Below are 19589 nucleotides of genomic sequence, written 5' to 3'. Positions count from 1 at the left end.
CCCTTTGCTGGGCGGATGCATATGATGGCATATGGCTTGAAGAGGATGGAGGAAGGCATATGCTGAAGAACAAACGAGGGATTTGGATCGGACTTTTCTCTCTTGTCCTGTGCGGAATGATCTTTTCGGGCTGCTCCGGCAGCAAATCCGCGGTAAAGGTGAAAGTGGGGGAAGTCACGCGGTCCGTTTTCTATGCCCCTGAATATGTGGCGCTGGAAAAGGGATTTTTTAAGGAGGAAGGACTGGATGTCGAGCTGCAAACGATCCCTGGCGGCGACAAAACGATGACAGCTCTTTTATCAGGGGCCATTAATGTGGCTTTGGTCGGATCCGAAACATCCATCTATGTGTACCAGCAGGGCTCGGATGATCCGGTCATCAATTTTGGTCAGGTCACGCAAACCGATGGCACATTTTTAATGGCGAGGAGCCAAGAAGGCAAACTGGATTGGAATAATGTGAAAGGGAGTACTTTCCTGGGTCAGCGTAAGGGAGGCATGCCACAAATGGCAGGCGAGTTTACGCTGCGCAAGCATAACATTGATCCCCAGAAGGATTTAAAGCTGATTCAGAATATTGATTTTGCGAATATCGCATCTGCCTATTTATCCGGGACGGGGGATTATGTGCAGCTGTTTGAGCCGCAGGCTTCTATTTTTGAAAAAGAAGGAAAAGGTCATGTCGTTGCATCCTTCGGTGAGGAAAGCGGCCATTTGCCGTATACGGTATTTATGAGTAAGCAGAGCTACATCAAAAAGAATAACGATACCGTACAAAAATTCACGAATGCGCTGCAGAAAGCGCAAAACTGGGTTCAACAGCACAGTCCTGAAGAAATTGCGGATGCCATCCTGCCTTACTTCAAGGACGCAGATAAAGAAATTATCATCTCTTCCGTCAAACGCTATAAAGATCAAGGTACGTATGCTACGGATCCGATCGTGGATGAAACCGAATGGAATAATCTGCTTGATGTCATGAGCCAAGCTGGAGAATTGAAAGAGAAAGTGCCGGCAACAGCGATCGTCGACAACAGCTTTGCCGAAAAAGCCAAGTCATCCGTGAAATAGCATTCCAATGCCGAGAGGAGAGTGGAAGCATGGAGCCGGTAGTTGAATTACAGCATATCACGCATGTTTACGACAGTGACCGCGAAGCATCACTGGCCCTGGACGGACTAGATTTGAAGGTGTTTCCGGGGGAGTTTGTCAGTCTTGTCGGCCCAAGCGGGTGCGGCAAGACGACACTGCTCTCCATTGTAGCTGGATTGCTCAACCCTACGAAAGGCGGAGTGTTTGTCTACGGGCGCAAAGTGGAAGGACCGACGCCTGAAGTAGGATACATGCTGCAGCAGGACTATTTATTCCCTTGGCGAACCATTTTTGAAAATGCCTCGATCGGGCTTGAGCTTACGAGGCGTCTGGATGATAAACAACTCGCCAGAACATCCTCTTTGCTTGAAGAAATGGGGCTTGAGGAAGCCAAAAATATGTATCCGCAGCAGTTATCCGGAGGAATGAGGCAGCGAGTGGCTCTTGTGCGGACGCTGTCTACTGATCCCGGTCTGCTGCTGCTGGATGAGCCTTTCTCCGCACTGGATTACCAGACTAAGCTGCAGCTGGAGGATTTGATTTCGGAGACGCTGCGCGAGAAGAATAAAACGGCAATTTTGGTTACCCATGATTTATCCGAGGCCGTAGCGGTCAGCGACCGTGTTATCGTGCTTGGAAGCCATCCGGGAAAGATTCGCAGAACTTTTGAAGTTCCGGAGCATATTCGGCTCGCAAGGCCTTTGGTGGCCAGGGAGCAGAGTGGATTTAATGAACTGTTTCATGAGATTTGGCGCGAAATGGAGAGCGCCGGGGATAAGGAGTGAGGGTAGATGTCAGTGCTGAACAGCCGGATGAACACGAATACGCCCGCTCTTCCGGAAGATAGTTTGCAGATGCTGCATAAGTCACATCTCAAGCGCCAAAAGAAACAGCGGATTCAGGTGTTTTCCGTACAAATGGCGTTATTGCTGTTATTTTTTGCATTTTGGGAGATCGCGGGCAGGCTGAAATGGATCGATGTGCTGCTATTCAGCTATCCGTCCAAGGTATTCGCGCAGATTGGCAAAGATATGGTGAGCGGTGAGCTCTGGGGACATCTTGGAATTACGGTCGGGGAAACAGCAGCGGGATTTGTGCTGGGAACGCTATTTGGGACGCTGCTTGCCGTACTGATCTGGTGGTCACCGTTTCTTTCCAAGGTGCTCGACCCGTACATGGTCGTCTTTAACAGTATGCCTAAGGTCGCATTAGGTCCCATATTCATCGTGATGTTTGGTGCAGGATTTTTGTCCATTACCGTTACCACGCTGTCTATCACAGTGATTGTGACGACGCTGGTGGTGTATAACAGCTTTTGCGAGGTGGACACCAATCTGATTAAGGTTGTGCGCGTCTTCGGTGGGACGAGGGCTCAGGTATTCCGTAAAGTAATTCTCCCGGCCTCTTTTCCTACCATCATATCTACCCTGAAAGTCAATGTAGGCATGGCCTGGGTTGGCGTTATTGTGGGCGAGTTTCTGGTGGCCAAGATGGGGCTCGGCTATTTGATCATTTATGGTTTTCAGGTATTTAACTTTACGCTTGTCATGTCCAGCCTGCTGATTATTGCTGTTGTTGCTACAGGAATGTACCAGCTTGTCGTCTATGCGGAGCGTAAACTGCTGAATCATCGGCGATAACCAAGGGAGAAAATGTTGCTGAATTCCGACATTTGTTCCGCTCAAAAAATTGACAGGCCCGTGTGACATTGTGTCCGGCGCTCAAATCCGCTACCATGGAATACGTCAAATGTGTATGAAAGAGGCGGTTTCATGGGCTTTCGTGTCATTAAAACAGCCATTGCAACTCTCATGGCGATTCTGGTAGCGGATGCGTTCGGCATAACAGGGCCGCTGTCAGCAGGCCTGCTGGCTGTACTCGGCGTGGATGTTACCCGTAAGAAAAGCATAAGAACGATATCTGCCCGTTTTTTCGCATCGCTTCTCGGGCTTGCTTTTGCTTGCGTATTATTTGAAATTCTGGGCTATCATTATTGGGTGCTGGCTATCTATATATTAGTTGCCTTTCCCGTAATAGCCCGCGCCAACTTCAAAGAAGGTATCGTAACCAGCTCGGTAGTTGTCTTCCGGGTCTATGGCAATGGCAGCATCACGCTGCCGACGCTTGTGACACAAATTGAATTACTTGTGATTGGCCTGGGTTCAGCAATGATTGTTAATCTGGCATATATGCCGCAGGCAGCCGATCAGATGGTTGCAATCCGCAAACGGGTGGATAAGCAGTTCTCTATTATTTTCGCCCGGATTGCCCAAACGCTGCGTGACCCTGACTATGTATGGGATGGAAAAGAACTGATCGAAGCAGGCAAAGAAATCCGCATCGGAAAAGAGGCTTCGCATCGGGCGATGGAGAATCAAATGCTTCATCCGGACGAGGTCTGGAGCATTTATTTTTACATGAGGAAAGAGCAGCTGGAGTCCATCCAGAACATGCTGCAGCTCATTTCACATGTATATCATAAGCTCCCGCAGGCGGATGATGTAGCAGAGCTTTTCGAGCAGCTCAGTCATGATGTGACGGAGGAAGTATATACCGGCCGCACGGAATTTCTTTTGGAACGGCTGGAACAAGAATTTAAAACAATGGATCTCCCTTCCACACGGGAGGAATTTGAGATCCGCTCGGCAATTCTGCAGCTGATCCGCGAGTTGTCTCTGTATCTTAAGCTGGCGAAAAAGAATAAGGCACCTACTTCCGTCGCTGCACGTAAAGCTGCCATCACTTCCGAATAACGGCATAAACTTCATATACCCCCTGCTGCAGGCTTCTGTGCTAGAACCTGATGCTCAGCAGGGGGTTTCGCGTTGCAGGATCATTACTCCACATGATCTGGAGGTAAGGTGATTCCTTCAATTTTGTAAGAGATTTTCATCATATCATACTCCCAACGCAGTAGAGCAAAGCTTTGATATTATTAGTTACTAAACGGAGTGCTGCTTAGAAAGTTGCGGATTTCTGCCATTCGCTGGCATTCTCTTTCGAAGCGAAGAAGAATATTTCATTCATTTATGCTCGTTTAATCAACAAATGCCTATGTCCTGCATACACTTAAGTGAATGATTGTATGGAGGAGGTTCAAAGATGTCATTAAGCGATAAACATCAATGTAGAGAGATCATAACGAAAGCGATCTGCGGCAAAGGTCGTAAGTTCTCTACCGTAACACATACCGTGACTCCGCCTCATAATCCAACCAGCATCTTGGGGGCATGGATTATAAACCATCAGTATGAAGCGGTTGCCGCAGGCGACGGAATTGAAGTTATTGGTACTTACGATATCAACATCTGGTACTCCTATGACAAAAACTCTCAAACCGACGTCGCGAAAGAAACGGTATCCTATGTAGAGCTGGTTCCACTCTCGTATCTGGATCCAAAACACCGGGCTTCAACCGTGGAGGTATCTGCGGAGGCCACGCAGGAACCTAGCTGCGTTGAAGCCAGTGTTTCGTCCGGGGGAGGCAATGTCATCATCCGCGTAGAACGTGAGTTTTGCGTAGAGCTTGTGGCCGAGACCAAGGTTCGTGTTCTGGTGTGTGAAAAAGGCCATGGGGATTACGAAGACAAAGAATTTGATTTCGGCGACGATGTGGACTACGACGATTTGGATCCTGATTCACTGGATGATGAATTGTAGGTTAGCGTGGCTGGAAAAGAGGTATGGTTTAATATATGACGCGAGGGCGGCGGCGTAGAGGGCGGATGCCCTCCTTTTTTATTTTTATTTTTATTTATTCGCGAAAAGGGTGAGGCGGTAGATGAATAATCAGGAGGAAGCAGAACGATATGGAAGCTGGTCTGTCCCTCTCAGGCATGCACGCCTGACCCGTTCCGGGATAGCTTCGCTGCTTAACGTGAGCGATAAACCTCAATATGACGGGGTCTATCGCAGCCGTTATGCTGTTCATGTATCCGGCTTGCATGCCATCGAAGTGGCTAAAGTAGACGGAGCGGACCGTTCATTCCGTTCACCGATAACGCTGGACACGGAGCAGGCAGCCGTTTCATCCTCCTTGCTGTATCAGCTTGAAAAGAGGGCGGTACGCAGTCTGTACACACTTGGCTTAAGCTCTGGGGAGGTATTGTTTGTCTCCAGCGGCGGTGAACGAAAATATGCGGTTGAACGGATTACACCATCGGCTTGGATAGAAGGGCAGAGGCTGCAGCAGCTGTATCAACGAGCAGAACGTGAACTTGCACGGAAGCTACGGAATGAGCTTGGCAATTCATCATCTCTCATGCTGGGGATGGATCCGGAATTTCTGATTGTAGAACCCGGTGACCATGAGGTTGTACCTGCATCCCGCTATCTGGACCGGGAAGGTGATGTCGGGTGTGATGCTGTACATGGAGACGGGATAACCACATATCCCATTGCCGAGCTGCGGCCGCAGCCGAGTGCGGATCCACGGGGACTGCTGGTTGGATTGATGAAGACGATGCGGATGGCAGGGGAGCTGATCACGGACCGTTCCCTGCTTTGGCTGGCCGGAGGCATGCCGAAGACAGGACTGCCGCTCGGAGGTCATCTTCATTTCAGCGGCATTGAGCTGACAACTGAGCTGCTGAGGACACTGGATAATTACCTTACTCTTCCGGTCTCCGTTCTGGAGGCACCGAGCAGCCAATTAAGGCGTCCGAAATATGGTTATCTCGGAGATTTTCGCAGACAACCGCATGGAGGCTTTGAGTATAGGACGCTGCCAAGCTTCCTTGTCTCCCCTCTTTTGACCAAAGGGATTGTATATTTGTCCTACCTGATTGTTACCAATTATCGGACGCTTTCTCGCCGTCCTCTTGAAGATGAAGACCGGATACATCGGGCCTATTATAAGGGGCAGAGAGAGAAAATACGTGAATGCATCGAGCCGATGATCGCAGATATTCAGGCGCTGGAGCAGTATAAGGAAGTGGGAATGTATATCGACCCACTCTTCCGGCATATCCGGCAAGATGGCGTCTGGAATGAATTCCGTGACATTAGACCGCTCTGGAATATTCCCTTTCAGCCTTGATGATGGTATCCTTTGATTTCTGCTATAATAGGGCATGAGCAAAGTTCGAGGTTTGGAGGTAAGTCATGGCACAATATACGCCAATGATTGAACAATATTTAGCAGTGAAGGAACAAGCACAAGACGCTTTCCTTTTTTTTCGTCTGGGCGATTTTTATGAGATGTTTTTTGAAGATGCGGTGAGAGCATCAAGAGAGCTTGAGATTACCTTGACCGGCCGTGAGGGCGGTGGGAATGAACGAATTCCGATGTGCGGAGTACCTTACCATTCGGCTGAAGGCTATATCCAGCGCCTGATTGAGAAAGGCTATAAAGTGGCCATTTGTGAGCAGATGGATGATCCGGCTGTCACGAAGGGCATGGTACGCCGTGAAATTGTCCGTGTGGTGACCCCGGGAACCATCATGGAAGGGAAGACCATTGCCGACAAATCCAATAATTACCTGGTATGTGTGACAGAGAGTGACCGGATGATGTCGCTTGCTGCATGTGATATCTCGACAGGCGAACTGTATGTCACCTCGGTTCCTTCCTCTGTGGAATGGCTGCGCGATGAAATCGGCATTTATGAACCGGCGGAAATGATTGGCGACAGCAGCGTTCTGGAGGTGATCCAAACGGAACAAATCCAGTGGAGCCGTCCGGTTGTGTATACACCTTGGGAGAAAAAAGATGAGAAGCTGGTGCGAAGCCAATTCGGTGAAGCGGCCTGGGCCAGACTGGATCCAGAGCGTCAGCACTGCGTGTCGGTTCTTATTTCCTATCTGAGTGAGACACAACGCCGCTCTTTGGGGCAGCTGACGCAGTTCTCGCCGTATGAACCCGGGCATTACATGATTCTGGATCCATTTACTCGTCGGAATCTGGAGCTTGTGGAGACAGTACGTGATCGCTCGAAGAAGGGATCTCTGCTATGGCTTCTGGATCGCACTCAGACATCGATGGGAGCAAGGCTTTTGCGGAGGTGGATCGATAAACCGCTTCTTCACCGCAAACCTATTGAAGAACGCCTGGAGGCGGTGGATCATCTCTATAACCAGTTTATTCTACGTGAGGATTTAAAGGCCTCATTGGATGAGATTTATGATCTGGAACGGCTTGTAGCAAGAATTGCTTTTGGAAACGCCAACGGGCGTGATCTGAATGCATTAAAAGTATCGCTGCAGCAGATTCCCGCTCTTAAGGAGCTCTGCGCGTCTTCCTCTTCCAGCACGCTTCGCCGCATCGCTGGTGAAATGGACGAATGTACGGATCTTAGCGAGGCCATTGATCTGACGATTGTGGAGGATCCTCCTGTATCCGTTCGTGACGGGGGTCTCATCAAGCCTGGCTGCCATGAGCATCTGGATGAACTGCGAGAAGCAAGTGTTAACGGGAAGCGCTGGATCGCGGAGCTAGAAGCCAAAGAACGCGAGGTCACAGGCATCCGCTCACTGAAGATCGGCTTTAATAAAGTGTTCGGATACTATATCGAGGTGACCAAGGCCAATGTTAGCTCCTTGCCTGAAGGCAGATATGAGCGCAAACAGACGTTGACTAACGCAGAGCGTTATGTGACGCCCGAGCTGAAGGAGAAGGAAGGACTGATCCTTGAAGCTCAGGAAAAGATGGTAGACCTGGAATACACTCTTTTCACAGAACTCAGGGAAAAGCTTGCTGCTGAAATCTCGAGATTGCAGCTGCTGGCTGAAAAAGTGGCAGAGCTTGATGTGTACCAGTCACTGGCAGCTGTCAGCGCCGAGCAGGGCTTTGTAAAACCTGATCTGACGGATGGATATGATCTGATTGTGGAAGCAGGAAGGCATCCGGTAGTCGAAGCGGTTATGAAGGATACCTCGTTCATTGCCAATGCGACTAGCCTGAGCCGTGAGGAAGCAGGGATTCTGCTGATTACCGGTCCGAACATGGCAGGTAAGAGCACGTATATGCGTCAGGTTGCACTCATTTCCATCATGGCTCAAATGGGCTGCTTCGTACCGGCAGGAAAGGCTGAAGTACCCATGACGGATCGTATCTTCACTCGGATTGGTGCTGCGGATGATCTGATAGGCGGACAGAGCACATTTATGGTGGAGATGGCAGACATTCAGGTCATGACGGAAAAAGCAACGCCGCGAAGCCTGATTATCATAGATGAGCTGGGCCGGGGTACCTCGACCAGTGAAGGTATGGCCATCGCTCAAGCCGTCATTGAATATGTGCATGATACCATTGGCTGCAAATCACTCGTGTCAACGCATTTTCATGAGCTTGCCCACTTGGAAGAAAGCCTAAAAGGACTAAGGAATTATTCCATGGCGGTACAGGAAAGCGGGGAAAATGTTCACTTTCTGCGCAAGCTGGTGCCTGGTCCTGCAGGAAGCAGCTATGGCATCTACTGTGCCCGCTTGGCAGGCCTGCCTTCATCGATTATTGGACGGGCTTATACTTTGCTGCAGGGGCTTGAACAGAGCGCATCACAAGCAGCTGTTGGACTCGAGGAAGTAGAAAAATCTACTACAATAATTGAGCCTGCGGCACAAGCAGAGTCTGTCAACGTCTCCAATGAAGTTGTCCAGCTGTCTATTTTTGGAGAAGAGGAAATAAAACCTGCTTCGAAGGCTGCGGCTTCTACTGAGAAGGCAGACCCATCGCTCATACATATCGTGGAGACGATCAAGAGTGTAGATGTCATGAATATGACACCACTTCAGGCGATGCAGCTGCTGAATGAATTGAAAATGAAAGCCAGGGATTTGTAATAATATACGGCTTTGATATAAGGATATGAGATAAGGGGTGACGGATATGGCAAAAATTCATATATTGGACGAGCATATTGCCAACCAGATTGCTGCCGGTGAAGTAGTGGAGCGTCCAGCTTCCGTTGTGAAGGAACTTGTGGAGAACTCTATTGACGCCGGCGCGATCCGCATCGAGGTTCATGTGGAAGAGGGAGGGCTTGTAAGCATCCGGGTGTCAGATAACGGCTCAGGAATCGAGCCTGATGACTGCGGGACAGCCTTTTACCGCCATGCAACCAGTAAAATTGAAAACAGCCGGGATTTGTTTCACATTACGAGTCTGGGTTTCCGTGGTGAAGCTCTACCCAGTATTGCAGCCGTAGCCAAGGTCGAACTGGTGACTTCGAACCGGGATGACGGCATGGGACGGCGAATCCGCATGGAGGGTGGCAAGTTTCTGGTGGAGGAGGACATGCCTGCACCGCGCGGGACAGATATCCATGTGAAGGAGTTATTTTTCAATACACCGGCCAGACTGAAATATATGAAGACCATTCAGACGGAGCTTGGTCACATCTCTGATTTTATGTACCGAATTGCTCTTTCCCATCCGGAAATTGCCATTACGCTGCGTCATAATGAGAATCAGCTGATCAAAACGCTTGGAAATGGCGATCTGCTCCAAGTTATTGCAGCCGTGTATGGAACTCAAGCCGCTAAAGCGATGCTGCCGATTCAAGCGGAGAATCTTGATTTTGAAATTAGCGGTTACGTGAGTTTGCCGGAATGGACAAGATCGAACAGAAATGGGATATCTACCATTGTTAATGGAAGGTATATCCGGAATTACGGTCTGAATCAAGCGATACAACGCGCTTATCACACGCTGCTTCCGATCAACAGATTTCCGCTGGCTGTGCTGGAAATCAAGATGCATCCATCTCTTGTGGATGTTAACGTGCATCCGGCCAAGCTGGAAGTCCGGTTCAGTAAAGAACAAGAGCTGTATCCGTTTGTCGAGGAGAGCATCCATCGTGTCCTGCGTCATGAGGTCTTGATTCCTCAGGCTGTTAAGCAAAATATTGGCGGAAAGAACAGCAGTTCATTTGTTCAAGAGCAGTTCCATTTTCCTAACCGGAGTGCGCAAGCTGATCCTGCAGTAGAAACGGCCTCAGCCTCAGAAACAGTGAATTTGTCAACGACTTCTGATCAGGCGCCATCTACGAATAATTTCAGTAGCAATGAGCTCTTTTCGCAGAAAGCCAAGGAACAAAGTCAACCATACAGTTCAAGCGGATATTCGGATCGAGTACAGGGACAATGGCAAACTGGCAACAGCGTGGTTAGAGAAGAACGGCCAACCACCTATCGCGGAGGTTCTGTTCCCGCCCAGCGGGGCAGTCAGAGCTCTAATCCAGAGCTGGCCAGCAGATTATTAGCTTCCTCTGCGGACAGCCATGCGGAAATACCGTCGTTTCCTGAATTGACACTAATTGGGCAGCATCACGGTACCTACCTGATCGCACAAAACGATCAAGGACTGTATCTGATTGATCAGCATGCGGCCCATGAACGTGTGAATTATGAATTTTATTATGAAAAATTTGGTCAGCCGGCGAATGCTTCCCAGGAACTTCTGCTGCCAATCACGCTGGAATTCACACCTTCTGAGACCGATCAGCTGAAGGACAGGCTGCAATGGTTTGAGCAGGTAGGCGTGTATCTGGAGCATTTTGGAGGTCAGACGTTCCGCGTCCGTTCCCATCCTTACTGGTTTCCTAAGGGCGAGGAAAAGGAGCTTATCGAAGAGATGGCGGAATGGGTTTTGGGTGAGCGCATGATTGACCTGGCGAAGCTCAGAGAGAAATCATCGATTCTCTGCTCCTGCAAAGCATCCATTAAAGCAAATCAGAAGCTGACAGAGCAGGAAGCGAACACGCTGCTTGACCGTTTGGGAGCATGCAAACAGCCATACACATGTCCACATGGACGGCCGATTGTAGTTTCTTTTTCAACCTATGATCTGGAAAAGCTTTTTAAGCGCGTCATGTAAATGAAGACTGCTGTAAATAACGGATAATTATAGATGAATGGAGATTGACATGATTATTACAACAGGGGACAAGGCCGGGGAGAAAATTATAAGCCGTGCTGAGGCCCTGGCGTCCCGCACAGGGAGCTTATATGTACCAAGGCACCATACTTCGCTTCCGAAGATGGCCGGTATGCATGGGAATGCGGATATCATCGTTGTTTTAGATGGTGGTGCCAGGCTGGTCAGAGCAGGCAAGGATCCCATGGCTTTTCACCCCAGTATGGGATTTGTTCGCGCGAAACGGATTATTAGGGGAGAAAATGATCCCATGATCGATTCGGCCCATATGAGCGAGGGTAATAGCGTATTGGATTGTACGGCGGGACTTGGCACGGATGCGCTGGTTTTCGCGGTTAAAGGCGGATTGAACGCCAAGATAACGGCAGTGGAAAGTTCCCCCTCGCTGGCTGCGCTCCTATCAGAAGGACTGGCATACTACACCTCGGGCGTTGAAGAGATTAATGCAGCTATGCGGCGTGTGAACGTTCTGAATCAGCATCATCTGGATGTGCTTCGCTCATTGCCGGATGGCAGTATGGACATCGTCTATTTCGACCCGATGTTTCGCGAGCCGCTCATGGACTCATCAGCGATCCGGCCTTTGCGGTGGTTTGCCAACAGCGATCCACTGACCGAAGAGAGCATTAAAGAAGCCGTCAGAGTTGCACGGAAAACGGTGGTACTGAAGGAAAAACAAGGCAGCGGCGAGTTTGCCCGTCTCGGATTCTCGGAGCAGGAACGCGCCCATTCTAAAATTTCATATGGAGTGATCACCGTTGACAGGACTTAACACAACCGAGAACAAACCAAAGCTGCTGGTGCTTGTAGGACCTACGGCCGTCGGTAAGACGAAGCTGAGTATAGAGCTGGCGAAAGAGCTGAATTGTGAAGTGATTTCTGGAGATTCTATGCAGGTTTACCGGGAGATGGATATTGGTACTGCCAAAATCAACCAGAACGAAATGCAGGGGATTCCCCATCATTTAATCGATATTCACTCTCCGGATGAGCCTTATTCCGTTGCTGAATTCCAGGAACAGAGCCATCAGCTCATCCAGGAAATTCATGCGCGCGGAAAGCTGCCTTTCATCGTTGGCGGGACGGGTTTGTATGTGGAATCGGTCTGCTATGATTATCAATTTGCGCAGGTGGGTGAAGACAAGGCTTTTCGCGATGAGCAGGCTGCTTTTGCCGAGGAGCAAGGAGCTGAAGCCCTGCATGCCAAGCTGATGGCGGTGGATCCGGTCAGTGCTGAAAAACTGCATCCCAATGATCAGAGACGAATTATTAGGGCTTTGGAAATCTACCATTTGACGGGAGTCGCTCTTTCGGCCCAGTTGGAGGGACAAACTCGGGAATCTCCGTATCAATTATGTCTCGTCGGTTTGACAATGGATAGGCAAATGCTATATAAACGTATTGAAGCCCGTATTGATGAAATGCTGACGCAGGGTTTGGTAGAAGAAGTCTCTTCTCTGCTGGAAAAGGGCTACGGAACAGATCTGGTCTCCATGCAGGGGCTGGGTTACAAGCAAATCATATCCTATCTTCAAGGCCGCGAATCTCTGGATGAGGCGGTTATGATCCTGAAGAGAGACACACGCCGGTTCGCCAAACGCCAGCTGTCCTGGTTCCGCCATATGAAGGATATCTCATGGGTGGACGTCACGGAGCCCGTAAATTTTTCTGCTAAATTAGCGGAAATCCGTGATATAATAGCAGGAAAGTTTCTCTCAAATCTTGAATATACTTCAAAACAATCTAAATGAAACGTTGGGGGTACGGGTAAATGAACAAATCCATTAATATCCAAGATACATTCTTAAACCAGCTGCGCAAGGAAAACATCCCAGTTACCATTTTTCTCGTAAACGGATTTCAGATTCGCGGCACCATCAAAGCTTTCGATAACTTTACTGTAGTTGTCGATTCCGATGGCAAGCAGCAGATGCTGTTCAAGCACGCTATCTCCACTGTTACACCTCAACGCAATGTTTCATTGATGCAAGAAACGCCAAACGAGGGCTAACGGACGTAATTTTGAAACTTTTTTGGATGATTTTCGTTTAAGTATATAGACTTAAGCAGGCCGGCTATCTGCTGCGTTTGCTAATGTCTGTAGGCATAGGACTGGAGCGGAGCAACCTTGTCGAGGTTGTTCTTTTCATTCCAAAACTTGAATGATCCTAAAGGGAGTCAGGAGGCACCATGGATAACAATAAACTGTCGAGGACGGGGAGTAAAAATAAAGAACAACCATCCAAGACACCAAAAAAGAAAAAGAAAAAACTATCAGGCAAACGAATATTCTGGACTTTGTTTTTTACATGCGCTATCGCCGTGTTTTGCGCCATTGCAGGGTATCTGTATATATCGGTCAACGGCGAACGACTGTACCAAGCCAACAAGGATAAAATTACGGTCAATGAAACCTCAAAGGTATACGACCGTAACGGGGATCTTATGGGCGAGCTGTCTCTGCAGAAAAGCGATCCGGTAAAAAGCGAAGACATTCCGAAGCTTCTGAAGGATGCATTTATCGCAACAGAGGATAAACGGTTCTATGAGCATAGCGGGGTCGACTTGTGGTCGATCGGGCGTGCAGCCGTAAAAGACGTCATGGCCCGTTCCAAGGTCGAAGGCGGCAGTACGATCACCCAGCAGCTGGCAAAAAATATTTTCTTGACCCGCGATAAGACGTTCTTCCGTAAAGCAACGGAGGTATCCATTGCGCTCGCGCTTGACCGTAATCTGACCAAAGACGAAATCATTACGATGTATTTGAACCGCATTCCCTTTGGAGGACAGATTTACGGGATTAAAGAAGCTTCCAAATATTATTTTGGTAAAAGCAATTTGAATGATCTAAAAGTCTGGGAAATCGCAACGCTTGCTGCCATGCCTAAGGGGCCATCTAAATATAACCCGCTCCGTAACCCGGAGCTTTCAATGCAGCGCCGCGCGGTTGTTCTCAGTTTGATGGCTGACCAAGGGTACATTACCGCAGACGAGGCCGCAAAGGCTAAGGACGTTGTTTATAATTACGAACCTCCTAAGAAAAAACAGAATTATCAGAACTTTATGGATTATGTCATGAATGAGGCTGAGGACGTAACCGGGTTAAGTGAAGATGATCTGAATATCGGTGGCTATAAAATTTACACGACAATGGATGCAAATGCGCAAAAGGTGCTTGAAAAGGAATTTGCAGATGCTTCCAATTTCGAGAAGAGCAAGGATGATCAGCCTGTACAGGGCTCCATGGTCATTATGAATCAGGAGAACGGTTCCCTGGTTGCCCTCCTGGGCGGACGTGACTACGAACGTAAGGGATACAGCCGTGTGACGAACAGCCGTCGTCAGCCGGGATCGGCGTTTAAACCGATTGTATCCTATGCTCCGGCACTGGAAACCGGTAATTTCAATATGGATTCACAGCTGAGCAACAAAAAGCAGTGTTTCGGTAAATACTGTCCGGGCAACCTTCACGGTTATTCTGACACAATTGGAATGTCTGAGGCGATCACCAAGTCGGAAAACATTCCTGCCGTGTGGACGCTTAACGAAATTGGTGTCAAAACGGGCTTTAACTTTGCAACAAAGCTTGGCATTCAGTTAACTGAAGAAGACAAGAATCTTGCGATGGCGCTTGGCGGTATCAGCAAAGGCACCAACACGCTGGAAATGGCTCAGGCATATAGTGCTTTTGCCAACGGCGGCAAGTTCAACAAAGCGTTCTCCATCAAAAAGATTGATGGCAGCGATGGCAAACCTGTATACACGCATAAAGATAAGAGTGAGAAAGTGATGGAAGAAAGCACTGCTTATCAAATGACCGAAATGATGAAAAAGGTCGTAGAGAGCGGTACAGGAACGAAAGCCAGAATCGACAGACCTGTAGCAGGTAAAACAGGAACAACACAAAGTGGTATCTCGGGACTCAAGTCCAACCGCGACGTCTGGTTCGTTGGCTATACGCCTGAACTGACCGCTGCAGTTTGGATGGGTTATGATAATCCGGATAAAACACATCTGCTCCATAACAGCAGTCCGCTTGCAGCTGCATTCTGGGGTAAAGTTATGAAGCAGGCTCTTGAAAACTTCCCGGCGAAGGAATTTAAAGTTCCGGATAATATGAAGCAGCCTGAACCACCTCCGGTTGAAGAGACGACGGAACATGTAAGTGGACTCATTGCAAGCTATAGTCCGGAAACACAAACGGTATCCTTGTCTTGGAATGGTTCGGACAGCGGCAATGCAACTTATCGTGTATACCGCAAGGAATCCTCGGAAGCCGATTTCTCGCTGCTTCTGAATGATGTGTCTGATACAAGCGCAGAGGATATGGGTGCAGTGGCAGGTCTCACTTACCAGTACTACGTTACAGCAGTATCGAAGGACACCGGAACAGAGTCCGATCCATCGAACACCGTAACGATAAAGGTCGAGGGACCTCCGGAAGAACAGCTGCCACCTGACGAAAATACAGGCGATAACGGTCAGGACGGAAATACGGACCAAGGCCAAGATGGAAACGCAGGTAACAACCCAGGCGATGGAGACCAGGGTAACGGCAGTGATAATGGTAATGGCAATAATGGCAATAATGGCAATAATGGCAACAATGGCAACAATGGCAATAACAATGGACACAATAACGGTAATGGGCAAGGCGGTGACCAAGGCAGCGGCACTGGATCAGGTACTGGGAACGGGAATACCGATAACGGTACGATCGTTCCACCGGATAACGGTAACGGTAGCGGTAGCTCTACGGATACAGGCACCACCGGTGACATTGCTAAAAAGCCGGATAACATCGGTTCCGGACCGTTTGAGGATGGAACCAACCCGTAATGACTGCATGTGGTCACAGAAAAAGAGCCCCCTTATGGGGGCTCTTTTCATTTTTTGCTTATACAATGGGCCGTGCTTGCGCTATATTTAACTTATACATTTTGAGTGTGATTCCTAAATGTGATAAGCTGAAGCTAACATATTGGAGAGGGAAATTTCCATGAAACGAAAATTTGGAGATCGAGCGAACTGGCGCCGGATTTCCCGCCGGCGATTTGCCTGCCGTTATGTCGAAAGTGATTCATTCACCGGGTACATAACGCTCTACACGATTTACAACTTAAAAGAGCCACTATGGAAGCATTACGGGACCCATACCTACCGCATTGCGGATAAAGGCTATTCTTGGCTGCAGTATTTTCCTAAAAACAGTCATTACATTGTCACAGCCATGTTTGATGAACATCAGGAAATCATTCAGTGGTACATAGACACCTGCAAGACGCAGGGAGTCACAGAACAGGGAGTACCTTGGTTTGATGATCTGTATTTGGATATTGTCGTCCTGAGAAACGGAGAAGTTTTCTTACTGGATGAGGATGAACTTGAGGAAGCCTTGTCACGCGGAGTGATTACACAAGATGATTACATGCTTGCGACAACAACGGCGCGGGAAGTGCTGCATGATATTAAAGCGCATAAGTTTCCATATTTCCTGATGTCATTGGATCAACGTAAGCGGCTGTTTGAAAATGGGGATTTCAGGAGGAAAACATGACAATGTCTGAACGGGGACCGGTGCTGTTGACGCGGAAAAAGCGCTCTCCCTTGAAAACCACTTTCTTTTGCATCGCTGCATTGGTGATTCTGGGTCTTCTGTGGGCCGGGTTTGTGTGGTGGAAAATGGACAGTGCCCAAAGCTCCAGCCTCAGCGGAGCCAGCGATGTCGGCATTGTTCTGGGAGCATCCATGTGGGGCGATTCTCCGAGTCCCGGCCTCAAAGAAAGGCTTGATGAAGCTTTGAAGCTGTATCAGGAAAAGAAGTTCAGCAGCATCATCGTCAGCGGCGGACTGGACAAGCCGGGAAATAAGTACACGGAAGCAGAAGGCATGCGGAATTATTTGGTAGACCAAGGCGTGCCTGAAGCAGCTATTATATTGGAAAACAAGGCGCGAAGCACCTATGAAAATCTTTTGTTCAGTCAAGAGATTATGAAGGAACGAGGCTACTCAAGTGCTGTCATCGTAACCCATCAATATCATGGTATGCGCTCAAAGGATATTGCGAAATTTTTGAAATACGAGCAACCGCAGCTCGGTTTAACGGAATCACGAACGCTTCAAATGAAATACCATAAGCCCAGAGAGGTACTGGCCTACACCAAGTGGAAGATTGATGAGCTGCTGCTCTGGCTTGGCTGGAAATAAGCCTGAAACTGCTAATAACCACTCTTTAAGTAGAATACATTGAATAGAGAATACATCTCTGTGGATATGAGGTGATGGATGCATGAACGGGCGTGTAGCGGCCGCAAAGGACCTGCCGGAAGGCAGGCCATCCAGACAAATCAATGTTATTTTACGCAACCAGGAGCCTCCTGTGCTTAGCAGTGCTGTTCCCGAAAAAGAGTCTGTGCCTGCCCAAAAAAGCAATGTTCAGCACACTCTGTATCAGGAAATTGAAAGAGAGCTGGAAAAGCTCGTCGGTTTAGAGAATATCAAAGAATTTGTCTTTGAAATCTATGCCTTGCTGCAGATCACACATATGCGACAGGAAGCGGGTCTTGCCTGTGGAGGGCAGGTATATCATATGGTGTTCAAAGGGAACCCGGGTACAGGAAAAACAACGGTTGCACGCATTATTGCGAAGCTTTTTCAGAAGATGGGTGTACTTAGTAAAGGCCATTTGATTGAAGTGGAACGTGCGGATCTGGTTGGTGAATACATCGGACATACTGCACAGAAGACGAGAGATCTTGTTAAAAAAGCTCTTGGGGGCATTCTCTTTATCGATGAAGCCTATAGTCTAGCCCGTGGCGGTGAAAAGGATTTTGGCAAGGAAGCGATCGATACGCTGGTCAAAGCGATGGAGGACCATAAGAATCAATTCGTTCTTATTTTGGCTGGCTACTCCGAAGAGATCGATTTTTTCCTGCAAACCAATCCGGGACTGCCTTCACGTTTTCCGATTCAGGTGGAGTTTCCGGATTATTCGGTAGACCAGCTGATTCAGATTTCCGAGCTGATGGCAAAGGAACGAGACTACATTTTAATGCCACAGGCGATAATGAAATTAAGACAGCATCTAATTCAGGAAAAAACGGAAACCGAGCATGCCTTCAGCAACGCCAGATACGTGCGTAATACGATAGAAAAATCCATTCGTAATCAAGCCGTACGGCTGCTCAATGTGTACGCGAACACCAATCCCGGAAAACTTGAGCTGATGACGCTGAGAACAGAAGATTTTAAGCTTGAACTTAAGGGTACGGTTTAATGGCTTTTTAGAACACGTAAGCAGCGGAAAAGGGGTACTCATTTTTGGCACATACCATTCACGATACGAACACACAAATACGCGACCGGGCCATTCTTGTCAGTCTTGTCACCGATGAAGTCAAAAGATCCGGGATCAATCCGGAGCATTCACTCCAGGAACTTGTCAGCTTGGCTGAAACGGCGGGTGTTGAGGTGCTTGATGTGATCAGCCAAAACCGTGAAGTACCTGATGTCCGCTGGTTAATCGGCAAGGGTAAGGTAGAGGAACTGAGGATCTCTATTGACTCCGCCCAAGCAAATACCGCTATTTTCGATCATGATTTATCTGGAGCCCAAGTTCGTAATTTGGAGCAAAGTCTGGATGTTAAGATTATTGACCGGACGCAGCTTATTCTTGATATTTTTGCGCAGCGTGCGAAGACACGTGAGGGGATTATTCAAGTTGAGTTGGCACAGCTGTCTTATTTGCTTCCTCGTCTGTCGGGACACGGCAAAAATTTGTCGCGTCTCGGCGGGGGGATCGGTACGCGTGGACCGGGTGAGAGTAAACTGGAGACGGACAGACGTCATATCCGGAGCCGTATCGGTGATTTAAAAAAACAGCTTGAAGCAGTGATCAAGCACCGCAAGCTGTACCGGGGACGCCGGCAAAAGAGCGGGGCCATTCAGATCGCGCTTGTAGGGTACACCAATGCCGGGAAGTCAACGCTGCTCAAGCAGCTTACCAGCGCTGACGTGTATATTGAAAACCAGTTGTTTGCCACTTTGGATCCGACTTCGCGTACCTTGGAGCTGCCTGGCGGCAGTGAGGTGATTTTAACGGATACGGTTGGCTTTATTCAGAATTTGCCGCATGATCTCATTGCTGCTTTTCGGGCAACCCTTGAGGAAGCAAATGAAGCAGATCTTATTTTGCATGTGGTGGATGCCTCTTCACCGATGCGAGATGAGCAGATCGCGGTCGTTGACTCAATCCTTGAGGAGCTGGGAGCGGCAGATAAGCCGCAGTTGATTCTTTTTAATAAAGCAGATATTTGTACGAAGGAGCAGCTTGAAATGCTGCCAGCAGGTCCAGGGTATCTAAAAATCAGCGCACTCAATCAAGATGATCTGCTCCTTGTAAGACAAGAAATCCAAAACCGTTTGTCTGGTGGGATTCTGACATTCCGGATCCCGCCGGAAGACGGCAACACCATGGCGATGCTTTATCGAGTAGGAGACGTCATAGGACAGCAGGCCGAAGAAAATGATATGATCTATAAAGTACAGGTTCACAAGCCTGATTATGAGAAATGGGGACATATGCTTGCCTCATATCTTGTAAGAGATTGAATGGAACGACGTGG

General features: G+C 48.5%; 16 protein-coding genes. All 16 read left to right on the top strand.

Features of this window, described 5'->3' with window-relative positions; genetic code table 11:
* Positions 1-59: 59 nt before the first annotated feature.
* The 16 genes from E6W40_RS13920 (at position 60) to hflX (ending at position 19575) form a co-directional block, all read left to right on the top strand.
* Complete coding sequence (locus E6W40_RS13920; protein ID WP_136605996.1) at positions 60-1070, top strand: ABC transporter substrate-binding protein; 1011 nt, start codon at positions 60-62, stop codon at positions 1068-1070.
* Positions 1071-1099: 29 nt separating this feature from the next.
* Positions 1100-1876 carry an ABC transporter ATP-binding protein gene (locus E6W40_RS13915; RefSeq protein WP_136605995.1) on the top strand — a complete coding sequence of 259 codons (777 nt, stop codon included), beginning with the start codon at positions 1100-1102 and terminating at the stop codon, positions 1874-1876.
* 69 nt (positions 1877-1945) lie between these two features.
* Positions 1946-2731: an ABC transporter permease gene (locus E6W40_RS13910; protein WP_374706168.1), complete on the top strand. Its 786-nt coding sequence runs from the start codon at positions 1946-1948 to the stop codon at positions 2729-2731.
* Between the two features lie 132 nt (positions 2732-2863).
* A complete protein-coding gene (locus tag E6W40_RS13905; protein WP_136605994.1) occupies positions 2864-3844 on the top strand; it encodes an aromatic acid exporter family protein in 981 nt (326 codons plus the stop codon).
* A gap of 349 nt (positions 3845-4193) precedes the next feature.
* The gene (locus tag E6W40_RS13900; protein WP_136605993.1) at positions 4194-4751 is read left to right on the top strand and encodes an outer spore coat protein CotE; all 558 of its coding nucleotides are present in this window, start codon (positions 4194-4196) and stop codon (positions 4749-4751) included.
* A 121-nt stretch (positions 4752-4872) separates the two neighbouring features.
* Positions 4873-6129, top strand: coding sequence for a putative amidoligase domain-containing protein (locus tag E6W40_RS13895; protein WP_136605992.1), 1257 nt, complete (start codon positions 4873-4875; stop codon positions 6127-6129).
* A gap of 65 nt (positions 6130-6194) precedes the next feature.
* Positions 6195-8870 (top strand): DNA mismatch repair protein MutS, encoded by a 2676-nt coding sequence (mutS, locus tag E6W40_RS13890; RefSeq protein ID WP_136605991.1) that lies wholly within the window; start codon positions 6195-6197, stop codon positions 8868-8870.
* Between the two features lie 46 nt (positions 8871-8916).
* Positions 8917-10905, top strand: a complete 1989-nt coding sequence (gene mutL, locus E6W40_RS13885) for a DNA mismatch repair endonuclease MutL (protein ID WP_136605990.1) — start codon at positions 8917-8919, stop codon at positions 10903-10905.
* A 49-nt stretch (positions 10906-10954) separates the two neighbouring features.
* Positions 10955-11737: a class I SAM-dependent methyltransferase gene (locus E6W40_RS13880; RefSeq protein ID WP_136606994.1), complete on the top strand. Its 783-nt coding sequence runs from the start codon at positions 10955-10957 to the stop codon at positions 11735-11737.
* Positions 11724-12716, top strand: a complete 993-nt coding sequence (gene miaA / locus E6W40_RS13875) for a tRNA (adenosine(37)-N6)-dimethylallyltransferase MiaA (RefSeq protein ID WP_136605989.1) — start codon at positions 11724-11726, stop codon at positions 12714-12716. Before E6W40_RS13880 ends, miaA begins: the two co-directional genes overlap by 14 nt.
* A gap of 20 nt (positions 12717-12736) precedes the next feature.
* Positions 12737-12976 (top strand): RNA chaperone Hfq, encoded by a 240-nt coding sequence (gene hfq, locus E6W40_RS13870; RefSeq protein ID WP_127602544.1) that lies wholly within the window; start codon positions 12737-12739, stop codon positions 12974-12976.
* A gap of 179 nt (positions 12977-13155) precedes the next feature.
* The gene (locus tag E6W40_RS13865) at positions 13156-15804 is read left to right on the top strand and encodes a PBP1A family penicillin-binding protein (protein ID WP_136605988.1); all 2649 of its coding nucleotides are present in this window, start codon (positions 13156-13158) and stop codon (positions 15802-15804) included.
* Positions 15805-15964: 160 nt separating this feature from the next.
* Positions 15965-16522: a ribonuclease FAU-1 family protein gene (locus E6W40_RS13860; protein ID WP_136605987.1), complete on the top strand. Its 558-nt coding sequence runs from the start codon at positions 15965-15967 to the stop codon at positions 16520-16522.
* Positions 16523-16524: 2 nt separating this feature from the next.
* Positions 16525-17172 (top strand): YdcF family protein, encoded by a 648-nt coding sequence (locus tag E6W40_RS13855; protein WP_246073000.1) that lies wholly within the window; start codon positions 16525-16527, stop codon positions 17170-17172.
* A gap of 82 nt (positions 17173-17254) precedes the next feature.
* The gene (locus E6W40_RS13850) at positions 17255-18241 is read left to right on the top strand and encodes an AAA family ATPase (RefSeq protein ID WP_136605985.1); all 987 of its coding nucleotides are present in this window, start codon (positions 17255-17257) and stop codon (positions 18239-18241) included.
* Positions 18242-18285: 44 nt separating this feature from the next.
* Positions 18286-19575 carry a GTPase HflX gene (gene hflX / locus E6W40_RS13845; protein WP_136605984.1) on the top strand — a complete coding sequence of 430 codons (1290 nt, stop codon included), beginning with the start codon at positions 18286-18288 and terminating at the stop codon, positions 19573-19575.
* Positions 19576-19589 lie beyond the last annotated feature (14 nt).

Origin of the sequence: Paenibacillus dokdonensis (assembly GCF_004916975.1) — a bacterium.
Lineage (GTDB): Bacteria > Bacillota > Bacilli > Paenibacillales > Paenibacillaceae > Paenibacillus_AQ > Paenibacillus_AQ dokdonensis.
Note: the sequence above shows the minus strand (reverse complement) of the source record. Positions and strands in the feature narration are given on the sequence as shown.